Source organism: Novosphingobium sp. BL-S-32, from assembly GCF_056857055.1.
In genome coordinates this window covers 1906280-1924422 of sequence record NZ_CM166476.1, presented here as the reverse complement: position 1 = coordinate 1924422, position 18143 = coordinate 1906280, and the positions used below count along the sequence as shown (strand labels likewise).

Below are 18143 nucleotides of genomic sequence, written 5' to 3'. Positions count from 1 at the left end.
TTCGCGGCAGGCGCCGAGTTCATGACCGATAACCCCATACTCACCTCCGCCCGCCAGCCCGAGGACGCCGACGCGGCGCTCAGGCCGAAGACGCTTGCCGAATTCGTCGGTCAGGCGGCGGCGAAGGACAATCTTCGCGTCTTCATCGAAAGCGCCAAGTCGCGGCGCGAGGCGATGGACCATACGTTGTTCTTCGGCCCGCCCGGGCTCGGCAAGACGACGCTGGCGCAGATCGTCGCACGCGAATTGGGCGTGGGGTTCCGCGCCACCAGCGGCCCGGTGATCGCCAAGGCGGGCGATCTTGCCGCTCTGCTGACCAATCTCGAACATGGCGACGTGCTGTTCATCGACGAGATCCACCGCCTCAATCCCGTGGTCGAGGAAGTGCTCTACCCGGCGATGGAGGACCGCGCGCTCGATCTTATCATTGGCGAGGGGCCGTCGGCGCGCTCGGTGCGGATCGATCTGCCGCCGTTCACGCTGGTCGGCGCGACGACGCGGCAGGGCCTGCTCCAGACCCCGCTGCGCGACCGTTTCGGCATCCCGGTGCGCTTGCAGTTCTATACGGTCGAGGAACTGGAGAAAGTCGTCACGCGCGGGGCCAGCCTGCTCGGGATCGGCATGGACAAGGGCGGGGCGACCGAGATCGCCCGGCGCGCGCGCGGTACGCCGCGCGTGGCGGGACGGCTGATGCGCCGCGTGCGCGATTTCGCGCATGTCGCCGGGTCGGACGTGATCACGCTTGAGATCGCCGACGATGCGCTGACGCGGCTCGAAGTCGATTCGATCGGGCTCGACGCGCAGGACCGGCGATATCTCCGAATGATCGCGGATATCTACAAGGGCGGTCCGGTCGGCGTCGAGACGCTGGCGGCGGGGCTGTCCGAACCGCGCGACACGATCGAGGAAGTGATCGAGCCCTACCTTATCCAGTTGGGCCTCATCGCGCGCACGGCACGCGGGCGTTGCCTGAACGATCGCGGCTGGACGCATCTGGGAATGTCGCCCCCGCAAAACCCACAGGGTCCGCAGGGCGGCCTTTTCGATTCGCAGGTCGATTGAGAACGGGGCGGGATTTTTCCGGAAAACTGTCGGCGGGATTTACATTCGGACGGCACAACAGTCCCGCATCGGCACAGTCTTGCAGTCAACTGCCAAAACTAACCCGATTTAATGCCTTCGGGCCCTCGAATCCCGGTTAATGGCATTGTTCCTTTAACCGGTCTCTGCGCTTGTTAGTGACAAGTCGGTCTCATGCGGCAGTGGCCGCTGCCCCGGAGGTCCGAAGGAGCGAAAAGAGAGACGGTATGTCGGTTCGGATGGCCTTGGCGAAACTGTCTGCCTGCGCGGCGGGCTGCGCTATCATCGGCGGGGGCGCGGTCCACGTCGCGGAGACGCAGTCAAGCGGCGTGGAGTATCACAAGCTGAAGCAGGCCAAAGTCGCGAAAGTGACCAAGCCCGCCCGCCGCGTCATTCCGCCCCGCGCCCCGGCCCATGCGCGCCGCGAGATTCCCCGGCCGACCGAGCCTGTCATGGCCACCGCGATGCCGCCGGTTTACGTTCCGCCCGCCCCCGTGGCGGCGCCGATGGTGGCCGGGGGTGGCGGCGCCGTGCCGGTGGTGGTCGGCGGCGGCGGTTCGAGCGGCGGCTTTGGCGGCGGTTTCTTCGGCGGTTTCTTCGGCGGCGGCAGTTCGGGCGGCGGCAGCGTCGTGATCAGTTCCACCTCCAGCGGGGGATCGACATCGTCGTCCTCGGGCGGGTCCAGCTCCAGTTCCAGCACCAGCGGCGGTTCTACCTCCTCGTCCACATCGACGGGCGGGCTGACCTCGACCACCACCAGTTCCACGGGCGGCGTGACGTCGACCACGTCAAGCTCGGGCAATGTCTCCACCAGCACGAGCACGTCGAGTTCGGGTAACGTCTCGTCGAGTACCTCGTCGTCCTCTTCGACGTCGTCCTCTACGTCCTCGTCCAGTTCGACCTCTTCGTCGACCTCGTCGAGCACCAGTTCCTCGTCGTCCGGTGGCCACACCAGTTCGTCATCCGGCGGTCGGCCGCCGCACGACGTCCCGGCGCCGCCGATGCTGATCCTGTTCGGGGCCGCTGCGGCGGCCATTGTCGGCCGCCAGCGGCTGGCGGGTAGAAAAACGGCCTGACCGGGCGGTCCGCGCCACCGCGGATGCCTGGCGAGGGGGGTGGGCGTCGGGGGGCGCTCACCCCTTTTCGTGTCTGGTGTTGTGAGGAAGAACAAGCGGGGCCCCCGCCTTCGCGGGGGCGACAAGCGGGGAGGGCGATGGTTCAGGTTCTGGACCCGGCGCTAGGTTCGCTGGGGAGTACCGTCATCCTGAACTTGTTTCAGGATCAATTTCTTAGCCATCCCGAACAGTCGCGCGAAGAGCGCGGCGATCGCGATTTACCGATCAAGGCACAGCGCCGGCGGCCCGATGGATCCTGAAACAAGTTCAGGATGACGAGGTGGTAGGAGGCGGACGCTGCTCTGCACCGCTCCACCTCCAACTCCACCACCCAAAGAAAAACCCCGCCCCGCACAAGGCGGGACGGGGCTTCTTCTTGAGCCGGTAAGGCTGCGGGCTGTCGCTTAGGCGGCCAGCTTGCGCAGCACGTACTGCAGGATGCCGCCGTTGTTGAAGTATTCCACTTCGTTGGCGGTATCGATGCGGCACAGCGCGGTGAAGGTGAAGGTCGAGCCGTCCGTGCGGGTCACTTCGACTTCCACGTCCTGGCGCGGCTTGAGGCTGGCAACACCCTTGATCGTGAAGGCGTCGTCACCGGTCAGGCCCAGCGACTGGCGGGTATCGCCGTCCTTGAACTGAAGCGGCAACACGCCCATGCCGACCAGGTTCGAGCGGTGGATACGCTCGAAGCTCTCGACGATCACGGCGCGGACGCCCAGCAGGTTGGTGCCCTTGGCGGCCCAGTCACGCGACGAACCCGTGCCGTACTCCTTGCCGGCCACGACCACCATCGGCGTGCCCTGCTCCTTGTACTTCTGCGCGACGTCGTAGACCGGCAGAACCTCTTCACCGAAGCGGCTCATGCCGCCTTCGATGCCCGGAACCATCTCGTTGCGGATGCGGATGTTGGCGAAAGTGCCGCGCATCATGACTTCGTGGTGGCCACGGCGCGAACCGTAGGAGTTGAAGTCCGCCTTGGCGACCTGGTGCTCCATCAGCCACTGGCCCGCCGGGCTGTCGGCCTTGATCGAACCGGCCGGCGAGATGTGGTCGGTGGTGATCGAATCGCCGAGGATCAGCAGCGGCTTCGCCTCGATGATGTCGTTCACGGGCGCCGGGGTCATTTCCATGCCCTCGAAGTACGGCGGGTTGGCGACATAGGTCGAACCGGCGCGCCACGAGTACGTGTCCGAACCGACCACGTTGATCGCCTGCCAGTGCTTGTCGCCCTTGTAGACGTCGGCATAGCGGGCCTGGAACATGCCGCGGTCAACGCAGGCATTCATCGTCGAGCTGACTTCGAGGTTGGTCGGCCAGATGTCCTTGAGGTAGACGTCCACGCCGTCCTTGCTCACGCCGATCGGGGTGGTGGTGAAGTCTTCCACCACGGTGCCCTTCAGCGCGTAGGCGACGACCAGCGGCGGCGAGGCCAGGAAGTTCGCGCGCACGTCCGGCGAGACGCGGCCTTCGAAGTTGCGGTTGCCCGAGATGACGGCGCTGGCGACCAGGCCGTTCTCGTTGATCGCCTTCGAGATCGGCTCTGCGAGCGGGCCCGAGTTGCCGATGCAGGTGGTGCAGCCGTAACCGACGAGGTTGAAGCCGATGTTGTCGAGGTGCGACTGGAGACCGGCCTTTTCGAGGTAGTCGGTGACGACCTGCGAACCGGGTGCGAGCGAGGTCTTGACCCAGGGCTTGGGCTTCAGGCCCAGCTCGTCGGCCTTCTTGGCGACGAGACCGGCGGCGACCAGCACGCTCGGGTTCGAGGTGTTGGTGCAGCTGGTGATGGCCGCGATCATGACGTCGCCGTCACCGATGTCGAAGTCCTTGCCTTCGACCGGAACGCGCTGTGCGGCCTTCTTGTAGGTGTCGGCCATGTCCTTGTTGAACACGTCGTCCACGTCGGGAAGCGCGACCCAGTCCTGCGGACGCTTCGGGCCGGCCAGCGAGGGCACGACGGTCGACATGTCGAGTTCGAGGGTCGAGGAGAAGATCGGATCGGCAGCGGCCGGGTCGATCCAGAAGCCCTGTTCCTTGGCATAGGCTTCGACGAGGGCGATCTGCTCTTCCTCGCGGCCGGTGAGGCGCAGGTATTCGATGGTCTTGTCGTCGATGCCGAAGAAGCCGCAAGTGGCGCCGTATTCGGGAGCCATGTTGGCCAGCGTCGCGCGGTCGGCCAGCGACAGCGAGGCAAGGCCGGGGCCGAAGTATTCGACGAAGCGGCCGACCACGCCGTGCTTGCGCAGCATGGCGGTGCAGGTGAGCACGAGGTCGGTGGCGGTGACGCCTTCCTTCAGTTCGCCGGTCAGCTTGAAGCCGACGACTTCGGGGATGAGCATCGAGACCGGCTGGCCAAGCATCGCGGCTTCCGCCTCGATGCCGCCGACGCCCCAGCCCAGCACGCCCAGGCCGTTGACCATGGTGGTGTGGCTGTCGGTGCCGACGCAGGTGTCGGGATAGGCGACCAGATTGCCGTTCTGGTCTTCGCTCGACCACACCGTCTTGGCGATGTTCTCAAGGTTGACCTGGTGGCAGATGCCGGTGCCCGGGGGAACCGCGTAGAAGTTGGCGAGCGACTTGGAACCCCACTTGAGGAAGTCGTAACGCTCCATATTGCGCTGGTATTCGATCTCCACGTTCTCTTCGAACGCCTTGGGGTGACCGAATTCGTCCACCATCACCGAGTGGTCGATGACGAGGTTCACGGGGACCAGCGGATTGATCTTGCTGGTGTCGCCGCCCAGCGTGGCGATGGCATCGCGCATGGCGGCCAGGTCGACAACGCAGGGAACGCCGGTGAAGTCCTGAAGCAGAACGCGGGCCGGGCGATACTGGATTTCGTCACCCGTGGTCGGGTTCTTCTGCCAGTCGGCAATCGCCTGAATGTCCTTGGTCGAGACGGTGAAGCCGCCGTCTTCGAAGCGCAGCAGGTTTTCCAGCAGCACTTTCATCGAGAACGGCAGGCGGCTGACGTCGCCGATCGTTTCGGAGGCTTTCTGGAGAGAGTAGTAGGCGACCTGCTTGCCGCCGACGGTCATGGTGCTGCGGGTACCGAGCGTATCCTGTCCGACCTGGGTCATTTGGGTATTATCCCCTTCTGTATGGAGCCTGTCGCCAAAAGCGCGGCCCCCTCGTCGGAACCGAACTGGCCAGGTCCCGAAAAGGATCGCCGTGCTGCATCGCGACAAAGCGGAGTCTGCGGCCCCGCCGATGCGCGCTTGCGGCCCTCAGGTCAAGGGGGGGCGGCTGCCGACCTCGATCACGCGTTTGCGTTTCTTGCACCTATCCAGCAGCCCGCGACGATCAGCACCGTGCCGGCGATGGTGGCAAGCCCCAGTTGCTCGCCGAACATCAGCCAGCCGAGCAGTGCGGCCCAGAGGAAGCCGGTATATTCGATCGGCAGCAGCACTTGCGTTTCCGCCCGCGCGTAACCCCATGAAAGAAACAGCAGGGCAGCCGTTGCCAATGCCGCACCGGCCAGGATGAAGCCCAGGCTGCGGAGGTCCGGGATGACCGTAAGCCACGGCGAAAAAGCAAGGAAAATCAACGTTACGCCAAGGTTCTGGAACATCGCGACTTCCACCGGTTTGGCCAGCAGCGCCTGCTTGCGCTGGAGCACCAGATTGACCGCGTAGAACACCGAGGAAAGCAGGACCGCCACGGTCCCCTCGATCGCCCGGTCCGAATAGGCGCCCGCGCCCAGCCGTCCGGCCAGAATGACCACCACGCCGGCCACGCCGAAAAGCGATGCCACCACGGCCTGAGGCCGGATTTTCTCACCCAGCAGCAGCGCCGCGAAGTAGAGCGCGATGATCGGTGAGACGAAGGAAAGCGCGATTCCCTCGGCCATAGGAATTCGTGCAAGGCCATAGAAAAAGAGTGCGGCCATCGCCGAGGTGATCGCTGCGCGCTGCGCGTGGACCACCAGCACATGGCGAGAGGGTTTGGGACGGCCCGCCGCCAGCCACAGCGGCAGGGTCAGCAATGTGCCGAAGAGATTGCGCAACAGCAGCGCGGTAAACACGCCCACGGCCAGTGAAGCGCCTTTGATCGTTGCATCCATCATGCTGAACGTCGCGATTCCGGCGGTCACGGCCATGACCGGCATGGCGGACGGGCGAGCGTCGGAAACGGCGGGGACGGATGCGGACATGATGCTCAGCCTCTCGTCCCGGCCGGCGCTTTGCGCAAGGGCCAGTTCGCTTTACGCAAGGAAACGCGCAAGCAATTCATCGCAGCGACAGGCGAAATCCTTGAACATGACATTATATGGATGCAAAGCGGAATTCCGGCGGTGCGTGCTCTGCGCGCCGCGTTTTTTCCGTGCATGATGACGGGCAGGTTCAGGACAAGATGGCGAGTTTGATGCGGTTCGGTTGCAGCGTGCTGGCGGTTGTCGCGGCAACGGGGCTCGTGGCACAGCCGGTGCTGGCCCAGAAGGTTGATGGCACGCAGGCCGCAAAGCCCGTGAAACCGCCAAAGCCCAAGGCTTTGTCGACGCCGACGTCGATCCTGCCGGTTTCCCAATCCACGGCGGCGCCGAAGTCGGTGCCGACATCGACGGCACAGCCCAAGGCCACGCCTTCGGGCGTTCCGACCGCGACGCCGACCGGGGTGCCATCAGGAACGCCGACCGGCGCCCCCACCGCTGCCGCCGCGACGGCGCAGCCGGGCCAGCACGATACCTTGCTGGCCGAGCCGGTGATGTCGTGGTCGCTGTCCGACGCCAAGGCGCTGCTCCAGACCATCGAGTATATCGGCAAGGAAGGCCTGATCCCGGCGGACTACCAGCCCGCCGCGCTCAGGGCGGCAATTGCCAAGGGCGAGGGCGACGATCTCGACACGCTGGCCAGCCACGTGTTCGGCTGGCTGATCGAGGATCTGCGCGACGGCCGCACGCCGATGCCCGCGCGCGTCCAGTGGTTCGCGGTCGATCCCGATCAGGACGTGATGCCCACCGCGCAGATCATGGCGCAGGCGCTTTCCGACCACGACGTGGCCGGCGTCGTCGACAAGCTGGCGCCCACCAATCCGGATTACGCCCTGCTCAAGGCCGAGTACAACGCCACGCCGGTCGCCAACAAGGCCAAGCGCGCGCTGATTCAGGCCAACATGGACCGCTGGCGCTGGTTCGCCCGCGACCTTGGCGACGTTTACCTGATGACCAACGTGCCTGAGTTCCAGCTCCGCCTCGTGGTCCGCAACAAGATCATCCGCACCTACAAGACCGTGGTCGGCAAGCCCGGCCGCACCGCGACGCCGCAGCTGGCTGAAACGGTGACGGCGGTGGTCTTCAACCCCACCTGGACGGTGCCGCAGTCGATCGTGAAGGGTGAGGGGCTGGGCGCCAAGGTGCTGAACAACCCCGCTTGGGCGAAGTCGGCCGGCTACAAGGCCACCAAGAGCGCGGACGGCACGATCACGGTCGTCCAGCAGCCGGGCGCCAGCAATTCGCTGGGCCTGATGAAGATCGACATGCCGAACCCGCACGCGATCTACCTGCATGACACGCCGTCTAAGCAGTACTTCAATGCCGACGTGCGCGCCTTCAGCCATGGCTGCATCCGTACCGAACGCGCGGTGGAGCTGGGCATGACCATGGCCATCCTCGGCGCCCAGAAGAGCGCGACCGAAGCGGCGGAAATCTCGCGCTCCGGCCAGTATACCAAGGTGGAAATGACCCGGACCTTCCCGGTCTACGTCGCCTATTTCACTTTCGCGCGCGCGATCGACGGCCAGCTTACGGCCTTCAACGACATCTATGGCCGCGACAAGCCGGTGCTCGACAGCTTCGCCGCCCCGCGCCAGCTCAAGACCACCCAGCGCGCGAGCGAGGAAGAAGTCATCAAGCTGGACAACCCGCTTTAAGGGACAAGGCCCGGGCTCGCATGAGTCCGGGCCTGCCCCTTCCTCGCCGTCCCACTTCCCTCGCCATGCTCGCAATGACGAAATGCCGGTGACTGGCGAAGCAACCCGCCGTAACCTTAACGCGCTGGCGATTGCCGGAATTCGGGGCTTGCCTCACCCGTCACGGGTGCCCACCTAGGCGAACGATGACTGCCCAGGGATACCGATCATGAGCGAGAACACCGACCGCATTGGCGAGGCGACCGCCCGGATCGTCGAACTCGAAGCCGAACTCGAAGCCTCGGGCACCACCACGCGCGCGGAGGCCGAACTGGCCCGCGCCAAGGCGCTGTTGCACGAATGGGTGGACAGCGTCGTCGCCGTGGTCGCCACCCCCGGCGTCGGCCGTGCGGTGCTGATCCACGACAACGGCACCGAATCGCGCATCGCCTCTCCCGACCTGCCGTTCCGGCTGGCCGTCCCGGTTTCCTTCGACACGCGCGAGAGCTAATTCTTCCCTGCCCATTGGCAGGAGTGCGACGATGGTCTGGGATTTGCGGCGGGCCTTGCTGCGCAAGGAAGAGTTCGAATCGGGGCGCCTTACCGACTTCGAATTCCGCGAGACCGTTCGCACGCTCAAACTGATGGCGCGCGCCTTCGCGGCCGACGAGGCGGCAATTCTGGAGGCCCTGATCGAGCACGGCTTCGAAACGGCCCTTCGCGGCTTTCCCGAAATGCTGGGCGGGGAGACGCGCGATGCCCTTTGTCACCGCCTGCGCAAGGAAGCCCGCCAGACGCTGATCCGGGAGCGCGGAGACCCGACCCCGTATCGACTGGGCTAGGAAGCCGCCTTCACATGCGCCGCCGCAGTTTCACCAGCACTTCGTCAAGGCTGGAGAGGAATCGCGAACGATCCGTCTTGCTGAACGGCGGCGGACCGCCGATCACGTCGCCCCCGGCGCGCAGATCGGCCATGATCGCCCGCGTGGCGATGGCGCTGCCGATCGAGGAGAGGGTGAACGGCTTGCCATTGGGCGCGACCACCTCGGCGCCAAGCTTGAGGCAGCGATCGGCCAGCAGGATATCGGCGGTGATGACCACGGTGCCGGGCACCGTGTTCTCCACGATCCAGTCGTCGGCGGCATCGAAGGTATCGCTCACCACCTTGCGCGAGATCAGCGGATCCTGCGGAACGCGGATGGGGCTGTTGCTGACGACCACCACTGGCACTTTGTGCCGGGCGGCGACTCTGTAGGTTTCGTCCTTCACCGGGCAGGCGTCGGCATCGATCAATATGCGGATCATGCCGCTCCATAACGCCGGGGCGGGCAAATGGCGAATGGGCATGGACGCGGCTTTGCAGATGGCGGTCGGCCTGCGACAGATATCGCAAAGGGGAGAAGGGAATGACCGAAACCGAACGCCTCGCCGCCATCGAGGCTATCCGGCAGGCCAAGGCGCGCTACTGGCGCGGTGTCGACCTGGGAGACGGCGATCTGGTCCGCTCGGTTCTCGCCGAGGATTGCGAGCTGGATTATCACGGCTGCTGTACCGATCCGCAATCGGGCGTGGACCATCTGCCCGCGATGAACCTCACCTTGCGCGGCCGGGATGCGTGGGTGCCGGACGGCATGGCGCGCTTCGGCATCGTTAGCGTGCATCAGGGGCATCAGTCGGAAATAGAGGTGACGGGGCCGGATAGCGCCCGGGGAATCTGGAGTTTTACGGACCGCATGTTCTTCCCGGCAGGCGGCGCGTTTTCGCGTCTGACGGGCTATGGGTTCTATCACGAGGACTATGTGCGGGTGGATGGAGCCTGGCAGATCAAGGCCACGCGCATCACCCGCATCAGGGTGGAAGTGGAATAGGCGCGTCGATCCGGGATGGTGTGGTTGAATGCGAAGGCCGATGGATGTCTGGTGGGCCGCTCATCTCCCAAGAACCGACGTCATCCTGAACTTGTTTCAGGATCCATCGGGCGGCGTGCTCGGATACGGCAGGAATGCGCGGCGGTTGCGCATGGAGGCCAAACACCGCGCTTGCGGACGAATGGATCCTGAAACAAGTTCAGGATGACGGTTTGCGAGGCGGAGGTCTTCTTCCCGTTTTCGCTGCCCTTCGATCCGGCTCAGGCTGATCAATCCCGCTCAGGCTGAGCTTGTCGAAGCCCCCTGGGGCGTGGCGTGCGGCTCACATCCTTCGACAAGCTCAGGATGAGCGGAGTGCGGGAGACGAGGGAAGGGGAGTTGGGAGCGCAGAGAGAGGGAGCAGCCATTACGCGCACCCCGCGCCGAGCGTTCAATGCTGGCGAATGACGCTCAGGAATTCCTCGCCATAGGCTTCGAGCTTGCGCGCGCCCACGCCGCCGATCGCGCCGAGTTCGGAAAGCGTGGTGGGGTGAACGGTGGCCATCTCACGCAAGGTGGCATCGTGGAAGATGACATAAGGCGGCACGCCGGCCTGCTGGGCAAGGTCGCGGCGGAGCGCGCGCAGAGCCTCGAACAGCGGGTTGCCGACCGGGTTGGCGCCGGTATCGCCGCCACCCCGCCGCTTGCGCTCGCGCTTGGGCGGCACGACGATGGCCACGGGCACTTCGCCCTTGAGGATCGCGCGTGCGTCGCCGCCAAGGGCAAGGCCGCCATGCTCGGTCGGCAGCAGGCTGCCGCAGGCCTGAAGCGCGCGGGCGAGCGGTTTCAGCAGCGGTTTCTCATCCTCGGTCAGGATGCCGAACACCGAAAGCTGGTCATGCGCGCGCTGGAGCACGCGGTCGTCGCTGATACCGCAGAGCACCTTTTCCAGATGGCCAAGGCCGTAGCTCTGCCCGGTGCGATAGACCGTCGAGAGCAGCTTGCGCGCCAGTTCGGTCACGTCGATCACGCCCGCCGGTTCAAGGCAGTTGTCGCAATTGCCGCAAGTCTGCGCGGGCGTCTCGCCAAAATGGCGCAGCAGCACGGCGCGGCGGCATTCGGCGGTCTCGACAAGACCCGCCAGTGCGTCCAGCCGCTGGCGCTCGCTTTGCAGGCGGTGCGGCTCGATTTCGGACAGGCGCTGACGGGCGCGTGCGAAGTCGTCCGCGCCCCAGAACATCACGGCGACAGAAGGGTCACCGTCACGCCCGGCGCGGCCGGTTTCCTGATAATAGGCCTCGATCGACTTGGGGATCCCGGCATGGGCGACGAAGCGCACGTCGGGCTTGTCGATGCCCATGCCGAAGGCGACGGTGGCCACCATCACCATGTCTTCGGAAGCGACGAAGGCCGCCTGATTGCGCGCGCGCACCTCGGGATCGAGCCCGGCGTGATAGGGCAGCACGCGCCGTCCGGTAGCGGCGGCGAGCGTTTCGGCCAGCTGCTCCACGCGGGCGCGGGTCGGGGCATAGACTATGCCGGGGCCCGGATTCTCGTCGATCACCGCCTTGATCTGTCGCATCGCATTCTCGCGCGGGCGGATGGCGTAGCGGATGTTCGGGCGGTCGAACCCGGCGACGATCAGCCCGTCTGCCGGGATGCCGAGCTGGGCCAGGATGTCGGAGCGGGTGTGATGGTCCGCCGTGGCCGTCAGCGCGAGGCGCGGGACGGTGGGGAAGGCATCCAGCAGCGGCTTCAGCAGCCGGTAGTCGGGCCGGAAATCATGCCCCCATTCGGAAACGCAATGCGCTTCGTCGATGGCGAACAGCGAGACGCGCGCCTGCTCCAACAGGTCGCGGAAATAGGACTGGCTGGCGCGTTCCGGGGCGACGTAGAGCAAGTCCAGCTCGCCCGCGCGGAAGCGGTCCATGGTGAGGCCGCGATCGGCGTCGGCGCTGGTCAGCGTGGCGGCGCGGATGCCGTTGGCGGTGGCCGAGCGCAGCTGGTCGTGCATCAGCGCGATCAGCGGGGAGACGACCACGCAGGTCCCTTCCTGCATCACGGCGGGCAATTGATAGGTCAGCGACTTGCCCGCGCCGGTGGGCATCACCGCGAGGGTGGATCGGCCTTCGAGCACACGGGCGACGACATCTTCCTGCACACCGCGAAAGGCGGAAAAGCCGAAAGTCGCGTGAAGGGCGTCACGGGCATCGGGCAGAAGATCGGCGTCAGGCACGGCCGGGCTTATGGCAGAGGCAGGGGGCTGCTGAAACCGCTTGGCCGATGATTTCCTCCGATTCCGCCTCAATCCCTTGCGATTTTGCCGTGGGGGTAGTCGAGTTCGAGTTCCAAAACGGCAAGTTTCAAGATTGTAGGAGAGGCAAACATGGCGCAGCGAGTGGCAGTGGTGACCGGGGCAAGTTCCGGCATTGGGCTGGAAACGGCGCGGGCGCTGGCCGCACAGGGTTTTCGCGTGCTCGGCGTGGGGCGCGATGCCGGGCGCTGCGCGGCGGCGCAGGCGGAACTGGGCTCGGGCGTGGAGATGCTGCGCGGCGATCTGTCGCTGCTGGCGGAAGCGGACCGGCTGGCGGACGAAATCGCGGCCAAGGTCGACCGCATTGACGTGCTGGTGAACAATGCCGGCGGCATGGCGCGCGAGCCGATCACGACGTCGGAGGGTTTCGAGGCCAATTATGCCAGCAATTTCCTGGGCCCCTATGCGTTGACGGCAAGGCTGTTGCCGCTGCTGCGCAAGGCGGCGGCGGATGCGCCGGCAGGCAGCGTGCGGATCGTCAACACCGCGTCCGACGGCAGCGAGATGATCCCCGCCATCAACCTTGGCGATCTCCAGAACCTTGGTAACTGGAGCCCTGGCGCCGCCTATTGCAGCGGCAAGCTGGCCAACGTGCTCCACGCCCGCGCGCTGGCACCGCGCCTGGCGGATGATGGGATCGTCGCCCACTCGGTTCATCCGGGCACGGTGGGGAGCAACTTCTTCTCGCACACGCCGGACAGCGTGCAGGCCGCTTACGGCGATGCGCCGAAGCTTTCGTCCGAGCAGGGCGCGGATACGGTGATCTGGCTGGCTTCGGCCGAGGAGCCGGGCCGTTCCAGCGGCGGCTATTGGTACGAGCGGGCCCCGCGCAAGCCGAACCCGCTGGTGGAAGACCCGGCCTTTGTCGAGGCATTCTGGCAGGCGGCAGAGGCGCTGGCGGGAAGGCCCGGAATCTAAAACAAAAAGGTGTCTGAAAATTGAAAAGGCCGGGCTCGATGTCCCGGCCTTTCTCTATCAGCCCTTTATCAAGCCGAGCCGCACCAGGCGCGGCTTGACGATCGGCACGGTCAGCATCGTGCTCATCACTGCCATCAGCAGCAGCGCGGTGAAGGTCTCCGCGGTGATGATCTTCTTGTCGAGCAGCACGTTGACGAAGATGATCATGATTAGCGCCTTGGTCTGGAGCATCCAGCCGATGATCGAGGCTTCACCCTTCTTCCAGCCGAGCAGCTTTCCGGCAAGGTGAACGCCCGCCAGCTTGCCCGCGACCGAGGCGATCAGGAACAGCAGTGCGGCGCCGATGACCATGGTGCCGCCCATGCCCCAGTTCGTGCGCAAGCCGGTGCTGAGGAAGAACACGGGCATGACGGTGAGCAGCAGGAACTCGCGGAAACCATCGAGCTTCTCGCGCGTGAACCAGTGGGCATCGAGCACCACGCCCGCCAGGAACGCGCCGACCATGAAGTGCAGGCCGGACCAGTCTGCCGCGAAGCCCACCAGGGCCAGCCAGATCAGCGAGACATACCAGCGGTCTTCCTCGCGGATGCGCTTGAACAGGGCGCGGACGATGAGGGAGGCGACGGCGAAGGCGACGAGGAACAGGCCCTGACGGCCAACGCGCTCCCAGTCGACGAGGATGAGGGCCAGCACGCCCCAGATCGCAATATCGTCGAGGCTGGCATAGCGCAGCAGGCGCTGGCCGAGTGGCTCCCGGAAGATGCCCAGCTTTTCCATCAGCAGCACCAGGATCGGCAGCGCGGTAACCGCGCAGGCCATGCCGATGCCCAGCACCGCCTGCGGATAGCTGCCCTCGGGCCCGATCCAGCCGGGGGTCTTGAGCAGCAGGGCGGCGGCGACCGAGCCGAGCAGCAGCGGCGTGAGTAGGGCGCAAGCGGCGGTCAGCGTCGTCTCGCCGCGATGCTTCCACGCGTCCGACAGGTCCAGTTCCACGCCCGCCACGAAGACGAACATCATCACCGCCCACCATGCCACGCCATTGAGCGCGGTCATCACTTGCGGGTTGAAGACGAATGTGTGGAAGTCCGGCGCGATGCGGCCCAGCACGCCCGGCCCGAGCAGGATACCGCCAATGATCTGGACGACCACCAGCGGTGCCCAATGGTCGGTACGGAAGAGCCGCCAGATCAGGTACGGCGCGCCCAGTATTACCGTCAGTGCAATCAGATAGATTTCAGTCAGGCCCATTGTGCCCATCGTCCCCCTTGTTCTTTGGGCCAATCCATGGCGTGCGGGCGATAGTCGCGCAATGGGCCGCAGAAGCGTCCGGAGCGGGACTTGTGGAAGGCTTTCAATGCACTGTGCCGCGGTGGTGGCAATTCGTGTCCCGCAAGTGACTGCGAACCGCGGATTTCTACGCAGAATGGGCTTAGCGCCCGGGCGGGGCGGCGGCTGGTAACCGGAGGCAGCTAGCGGACACAAACGATTTCACGTCCGCACTGCCTAAGGAAGAACAGCCATGGGACGTTACCTGCACGATGCGCCGGCAAGCCTCGAGGCCGTGCTGGGCGCCAGCCCGAACGAATGCCGCGCGGCGATGTTGAGCGAACTGGAATTTATCGAAACCGCGCGCATGCTCAAGATGCTGGCGCGCGAGATGGGGCAGGACGAGGGCGCGGTGGTCGAGCGGCTGGCCCGGCATGGGCTGGAAGCCGCGCTCGACGTGCTGGCGGGCGCGCAGGATATCGGTGCCAATGAGGCTCGTCTGCGCCATTATGCCCGCTGGCGCGACGGCCGGTCAGCACGCCGCAAGGCGCACTGACCGGAGCTTGGATTCAGTCGAGATTCGGGCGCAGCCAGCGCTCGGCGATCGGCAGGTCGATCCCGCGCCGCTCGGCATAGTCTTCCAGCTGGTCGCGGCCGATGCGGGCGACGCCGAAGTACTGGCTGTCCGGGTGGGCGAAGTAGAAGCCCGAGACGGCGGCCGTGGGCAGCATGGCCTGGCTCTCAGTCAGCACGATCCCGGCATTGTCCTGCGCCTTCAGCAGGTCGAACAGGATCGGCTTGAGCGAGTGGTCCGGGCAGGCCGGATAGCCGGGCGCGGGGCGGATGCCGCGATATTCCTCGCGGATCAGCGCTTCGTTGGTGAACTGCTCCTCCGGCGCATAGCCCCAGAGTTTGGTGCGGACGTGCTGGTGCAGGCGCTCGGCAAAGGCTTCGGCGAAGCGGTCGGCAAGGGCCTTCAGCAGGATGTCCGAATAGTCGTCATGCGCGGCCTGGAAGCGGGCGAGATGCGGCTCGATGCCGTGGATGCCCACGGCGAAACCGCCCAGCCAGTCGTCCTGCGTGTCGATGAAGTCGGCAAGGCAGAAGTTGGCGCGATCGCGCGACTTCTTCACTTGCTGGCGCAGCATCGGCAGGCGGGTGCCGTCTTCCAGAAGAACGTCGTCACCGTCGCGGTGGGCGGGCCAGAAAGCGCAGACGCCCTTGGCGGTCAGCCACTTCTCGTCGATGATCTTCGCGAGCATCGCCTGCGCATCGGCGAAGAGGTTGCGGGCGCTTTCGCCCACCACTTCGTCGTTCAGGATCGCCGGATAGTTGCCCGCCAGTTCCCAGGCGCGGAAGAACGGCGTCCAGTCGAACGTCGCAGCAAGGTCGGCAAGGTCCCATTCCTCGAACGTGTGGAGACCCGGCTGCACCGGCGCACCGGGCTTGAGCGCGAAATCCGGCCTGAAGCCATTGGCGCGGGCATCGGCGATGGGGAGCAGTTCGCTCTGCCCCTTGCCGGCGCGGGCGACGCGGACTTTCTCGTATTCGTCGGCGACAGTGGTGACGAAGCCCTCGGCCTGCGTATCGGACAATAGCTGCGAGGCGACGCCGACCGCGCGGCTGGCGTCGAGCACGTGGATCACCGGGCCCTTGTAGGCCGGATCGATGCGCAGCGCGGTATGGACCTTGGAGGTCGTGGCGCCGCCGATCAGCAGCGGGATGGTCATCTCCGCGCGCTGCATTTCCTCGGCCACGGTCACCATCTCGTCCAGCGAGGGGGTGATGAGGCCGGAGAGGCCGATGATGTCGGCATCGTTCTCGTTGGCAGATTCGAGGATCTTCGACCACGGCACCATGACGCCAAGGTCGATCACCTCGTAGCCATTGCACTGAAGCACGACGCCGACGATGTTCTTGCCGATGTCATGGACGTCGCCCTTGACGGTGGCCATGATGATGCGGCCCTTGGCCTTGGCGCCGGCTTCCTTTTCCGCCTCGATGAAGGGGATCAGGTGGGCCACGGCCTTCTTCATCACGCGCGCGGACTTCACGACTTGCGGCAGGAACATCTTGCCGCTGCCGAACAGGTCACCCACCACGTTCATGCCGCCCATCAGCGGCCCTTCGATCACTTCGATGGGGCGTCCGCCGCGCGCGAAGATCGCGGCGCGGGCTTCCTCGGTATCCTCGACGACATAGGCGTCGATGCCTTTGACCAGCGCGTGTTCCAGCCGCTTGACCACGTCCCAGCCGCGCCATTCCTCGGCCGCCTTCTCGGCAACCGCGTCCTTGCCCTTGAAGCTTTCGGCAAGGTCGATCAGGCGTTCGGTGGAAGTCTTGCCATCCTCGCCCACGCCCGGGCGGCGCATCATGATGACGTCTTCGCAAGCCTCGCGCAGGGCGGGGTCGATCTGGTCGTAGACGTCGAGCTGGCCGGCGTTGACGATCGCCATGTCGAGCCCGGCGGGGATCGCGTGATAGAGGAAGATCGAGTGCATCGCGCGGCGCACCGTCTCGTTGCCGCGGAACGAGAACGAGAGGTTTGACAGGCCGCCGGAGAAGTGGACATGCGGGCAGCGCTGGCGGATTTCCGCCACCGCCTCGATGAAGTCCAGCCCGTAGCGGTCATGCTCCTCGATGCCGGTGGCAACCGCGAAGACGTTGGGGTCGAAGATGATGTCCTCGGGCGGGAAGCCGATGCCGGTCAGCAGGTCGTAGGCGCGCGCGCAGATCTCGATCTTGCGCTCCTTGGTGTCTGCCTGCCCGGTCTCGTCGAAGGCCATGACGACCACGGCGGCACCATAGTCCATGCACTTCTTCGCCTGCGCGAGGAACGGCTCGACGCCTTCCTTCATCGAGATCGAATTGACGATGGGCTTGCCCGACACGCACTTGAGGCCCGCCTCGATCACGTCCCACTTCGAGGAATCGACCATGACCGGCACGCGCGCGATATCGGGCTCGGCGGCGATCAGCTTGAGGAAGGTGGTCATGGCCTCGACCGCGTCGAGCAGGCCTTCGTCCATGTTGACGTCGATCACTTGCGCGCCGTTCTCCACCTGCTGGCGGGCGACTTCGACTGCGGCGGGATAGTCGCCGGCCATGATCAGCTTCTTGAACTTGGCCGAGCCGGTGACATTGGTGCGCTCGCCGATATTGACGAAACGGGCGCCGGAAGGTGTGGAGGTCATGGAGGTTCCCGTTGGATCAGTGGGCCTGCACGGACACGAGCGGGCGTGCCAGTACAAGGTCGTCATAAGTCTTGCCGCCGACATCGAAGCGGCGGGTGCCGATCTGTTCGAAGCCGTGCTTGGCGTAGAAGGCGAGGGCGCGCAGATTGTCGTCCTTGACGCCGAGCAGCAGGCGCTTGTGCCCCTCCGCCGCCTCGACCACCGTGCGCATCAGGGTGCCGCTCATCAGCGAGCCCTGAAAGCGCGAGAGCAGGTAGATGCGCTTCAGCTCGATATCGCCTTCCTCGGCCTGTTCGAGTTCGGGCGCGCAGATCATTGCATATCCCACCGGCGCATCGCCCGGCTTCACTTCGGCCAGCCACGCCTTGGCGCCCTTGGCGAAGTAGGCGCGGTAAGTCTCGGCCGAGTGGGCGACGCGGCAATGCTCGATGATGCCGGCGCCATCGACGGCACCGGCAAAGGCTTCGAGAAACGTCGCTGCGCCGACCAGCGCGAGCGCATCGGCATCGTCGGGACCGGCCTGACGGATGCGCCAGAGGGGGATATCGTTCATGACCTGCCGTCT

General features: G+C 65.6%; 16 protein-coding genes. 8 read left to right on the top strand and 8 right to left on the bottom strand.

What is annotated here, in order from left to right:
* Positions 1–21: 21 nt before the first annotated feature.
* The gene (gene ruvB, locus AC1VVK_RS08800) at positions 22–1062 is read left to right on the top strand and encodes a Holliday junction branch migration DNA helicase RuvB (RefSeq protein WP_482902705.1); all 1041 of its coding nucleotides are present in this window, start codon (positions 22–24) and stop codon (positions 1060–1062) included.
* Positions 1063–1555: 493 nt separating this feature from the next.
* Here the strand turns inward: ruvB and AC1VVK_RS08795 are convergent, their stop codons facing one another.
* Positions 1556–2116, bottom strand: a complete 561-nt coding sequence (locus AC1VVK_RS08795) for a hypothetical protein (protein ID WP_482902704.1) — start codon at positions 2114–2116, stop codon at positions 1556–1558.
* A 177-nt stretch (positions 2117–2293) separates the two neighbouring features.
* Between AC1VVK_RS08795 and AC1VVK_RS08790 the strand changes: the two genes are divergently transcribed.
* Complete coding sequence (locus tag AC1VVK_RS08790; protein ID WP_482902703.1) at positions 2294–2455, top strand: hypothetical protein; 162 nt, start codon at positions 2294–2296, stop codon at positions 2453–2455.
* A 144-nt stretch (positions 2456–2599) separates the two neighbouring features.
* Here AC1VVK_RS08790 and acnA read toward each other — a convergent pair whose 3' ends face one another.
* The gene (acnA, locus tag AC1VVK_RS08785) at positions 2600–5272 is read right to left on the bottom strand and encodes an aconitate hydratase AcnA (protein WP_132389883.1); all 2673 of its coding nucleotides are present in this window, start codon (positions 5270–5272) and stop codon (positions 2600–2602) included.
* Between the two features lie 179 nt (positions 5273–5451).
* On the bottom strand, positions 5452–6345 hold the full coding sequence (locus AC1VVK_RS08780) for a DMT family transporter (RefSeq protein WP_482902702.1): 894 nt from the start codon (positions 6343–6345) through the stop codon (positions 5452–5454).
* Positions 6346–6545: 200 nt separating this feature from the next.
* Between AC1VVK_RS08780 and AC1VVK_RS08775 the strand changes: the two genes are divergently transcribed.
* The 3 genes from AC1VVK_RS08775 (at position 6546) to AC1VVK_RS08765 (ending at position 8881) form a co-directional block, all read left to right on the top strand.
* Complete coding sequence (locus AC1VVK_RS08775; protein WP_482902701.1) at positions 6546–8060, top strand: L,D-transpeptidase family protein; 1515 nt, start codon at positions 6546–6548, stop codon at positions 8058–8060.
* 208 nt (positions 8061–8268) lie between these two features.
* Positions 8269–8550 (top strand): hypothetical protein, encoded by a 282-nt coding sequence (locus AC1VVK_RS08770; RefSeq protein ID WP_482902700.1) that lies wholly within the window; start codon positions 8269–8271, stop codon positions 8548–8550.
* Between the two features lie 31 nt (positions 8551–8581).
* Positions 8582–8881, top strand: a complete 300-nt coding sequence (locus AC1VVK_RS08765) for a hypothetical protein (RefSeq protein ID WP_482902699.1) — start codon at positions 8582–8584, stop codon at positions 8879–8881.
* Positions 8882–8891: 10 nt separating this feature from the next.
* On the opposite strand, the gene AC1VVK_RS08760 is transcribed toward AC1VVK_RS08765, so the two are convergent.
* Positions 8892–9344: a YaiI/YqxD family protein gene (locus tag AC1VVK_RS08760; protein WP_482902698.1), complete on the bottom strand. Its 453-nt coding sequence runs from the start codon at positions 9342–9344 to the stop codon at positions 8892–8894.
* A 101-nt stretch (positions 9345–9445) separates the two neighbouring features.
* Between AC1VVK_RS08760 and AC1VVK_RS08755 the strand changes: the two genes are divergently transcribed.
* Positions 9446–9907, top strand: coding sequence for a nuclear transport factor 2 family protein (locus AC1VVK_RS08755; protein WP_482902697.1), 462 nt, complete (start codon positions 9446–9448; stop codon positions 9905–9907).
* Positions 9908–10337: 430 nt separating this feature from the next.
* Here AC1VVK_RS08755 and recQ read toward each other — a convergent pair whose 3' ends face one another.
* Entirely contained in the window at positions 10338–12122 is a 1785-nt protein-coding gene (gene recQ, locus AC1VVK_RS08750; protein ID WP_482902696.1) for a DNA helicase RecQ, read from the bottom strand.
* Between the two features lie 150 nt (positions 12123–12272).
* On the opposite strand from recQ, the gene AC1VVK_RS08745 reads away from it, so the two are divergent.
* The gene (locus AC1VVK_RS08745) at positions 12273–13118 is read left to right on the top strand and encodes an SDR family NAD(P)-dependent oxidoreductase (RefSeq protein WP_482902695.1); all 846 of its coding nucleotides are present in this window, start codon (positions 12273–12275) and stop codon (positions 13116–13118) included.
* 57 nt (positions 13119–13175) lie between these two features.
* Here the strand turns inward: AC1VVK_RS08745 and AC1VVK_RS08740 are convergent, their stop codons facing one another.
* Positions 13176–14366, bottom strand: coding sequence for a cation:proton antiporter (locus tag AC1VVK_RS08740; protein ID WP_482902694.1), 1191 nt, complete (start codon positions 14364–14366; stop codon positions 13176–13178).
* A 271-nt stretch (positions 14367–14637) separates the two neighbouring features.
* Between AC1VVK_RS08740 and AC1VVK_RS08735 the strand changes: the two genes are divergently transcribed.
* Positions 14638–14940, top strand: coding sequence for a hypothetical protein (locus tag AC1VVK_RS08735; RefSeq protein ID WP_482902693.1), 303 nt, complete (start codon positions 14638–14640; stop codon positions 14938–14940).
* Between the two features lie 13 nt (positions 14941–14953).
* Here AC1VVK_RS08735 and metH read toward each other — a convergent pair whose 3' ends face one another.
* Together metH and AC1VVK_RS08725 are read right to left on the bottom strand one after the other, a co-directional pair.
* Positions 14954–17578 (bottom strand): methionine synthase, encoded by a 2625-nt coding sequence (metH, locus tag AC1VVK_RS08730; protein WP_482902692.1) that lies wholly within the window; start codon positions 17576–17578, stop codon positions 14954–14956.
* Positions 17579–17594: 16 nt separating this feature from the next.
* Positions 17595–18131, bottom strand: a complete 537-nt coding sequence (locus AC1VVK_RS08725) for a GNAT family N-acetyltransferase (protein ID WP_132389902.1) — start codon at positions 18129–18131, stop codon at positions 17595–17597.
* Positions 18132–18143 lie beyond the last annotated feature (12 nt).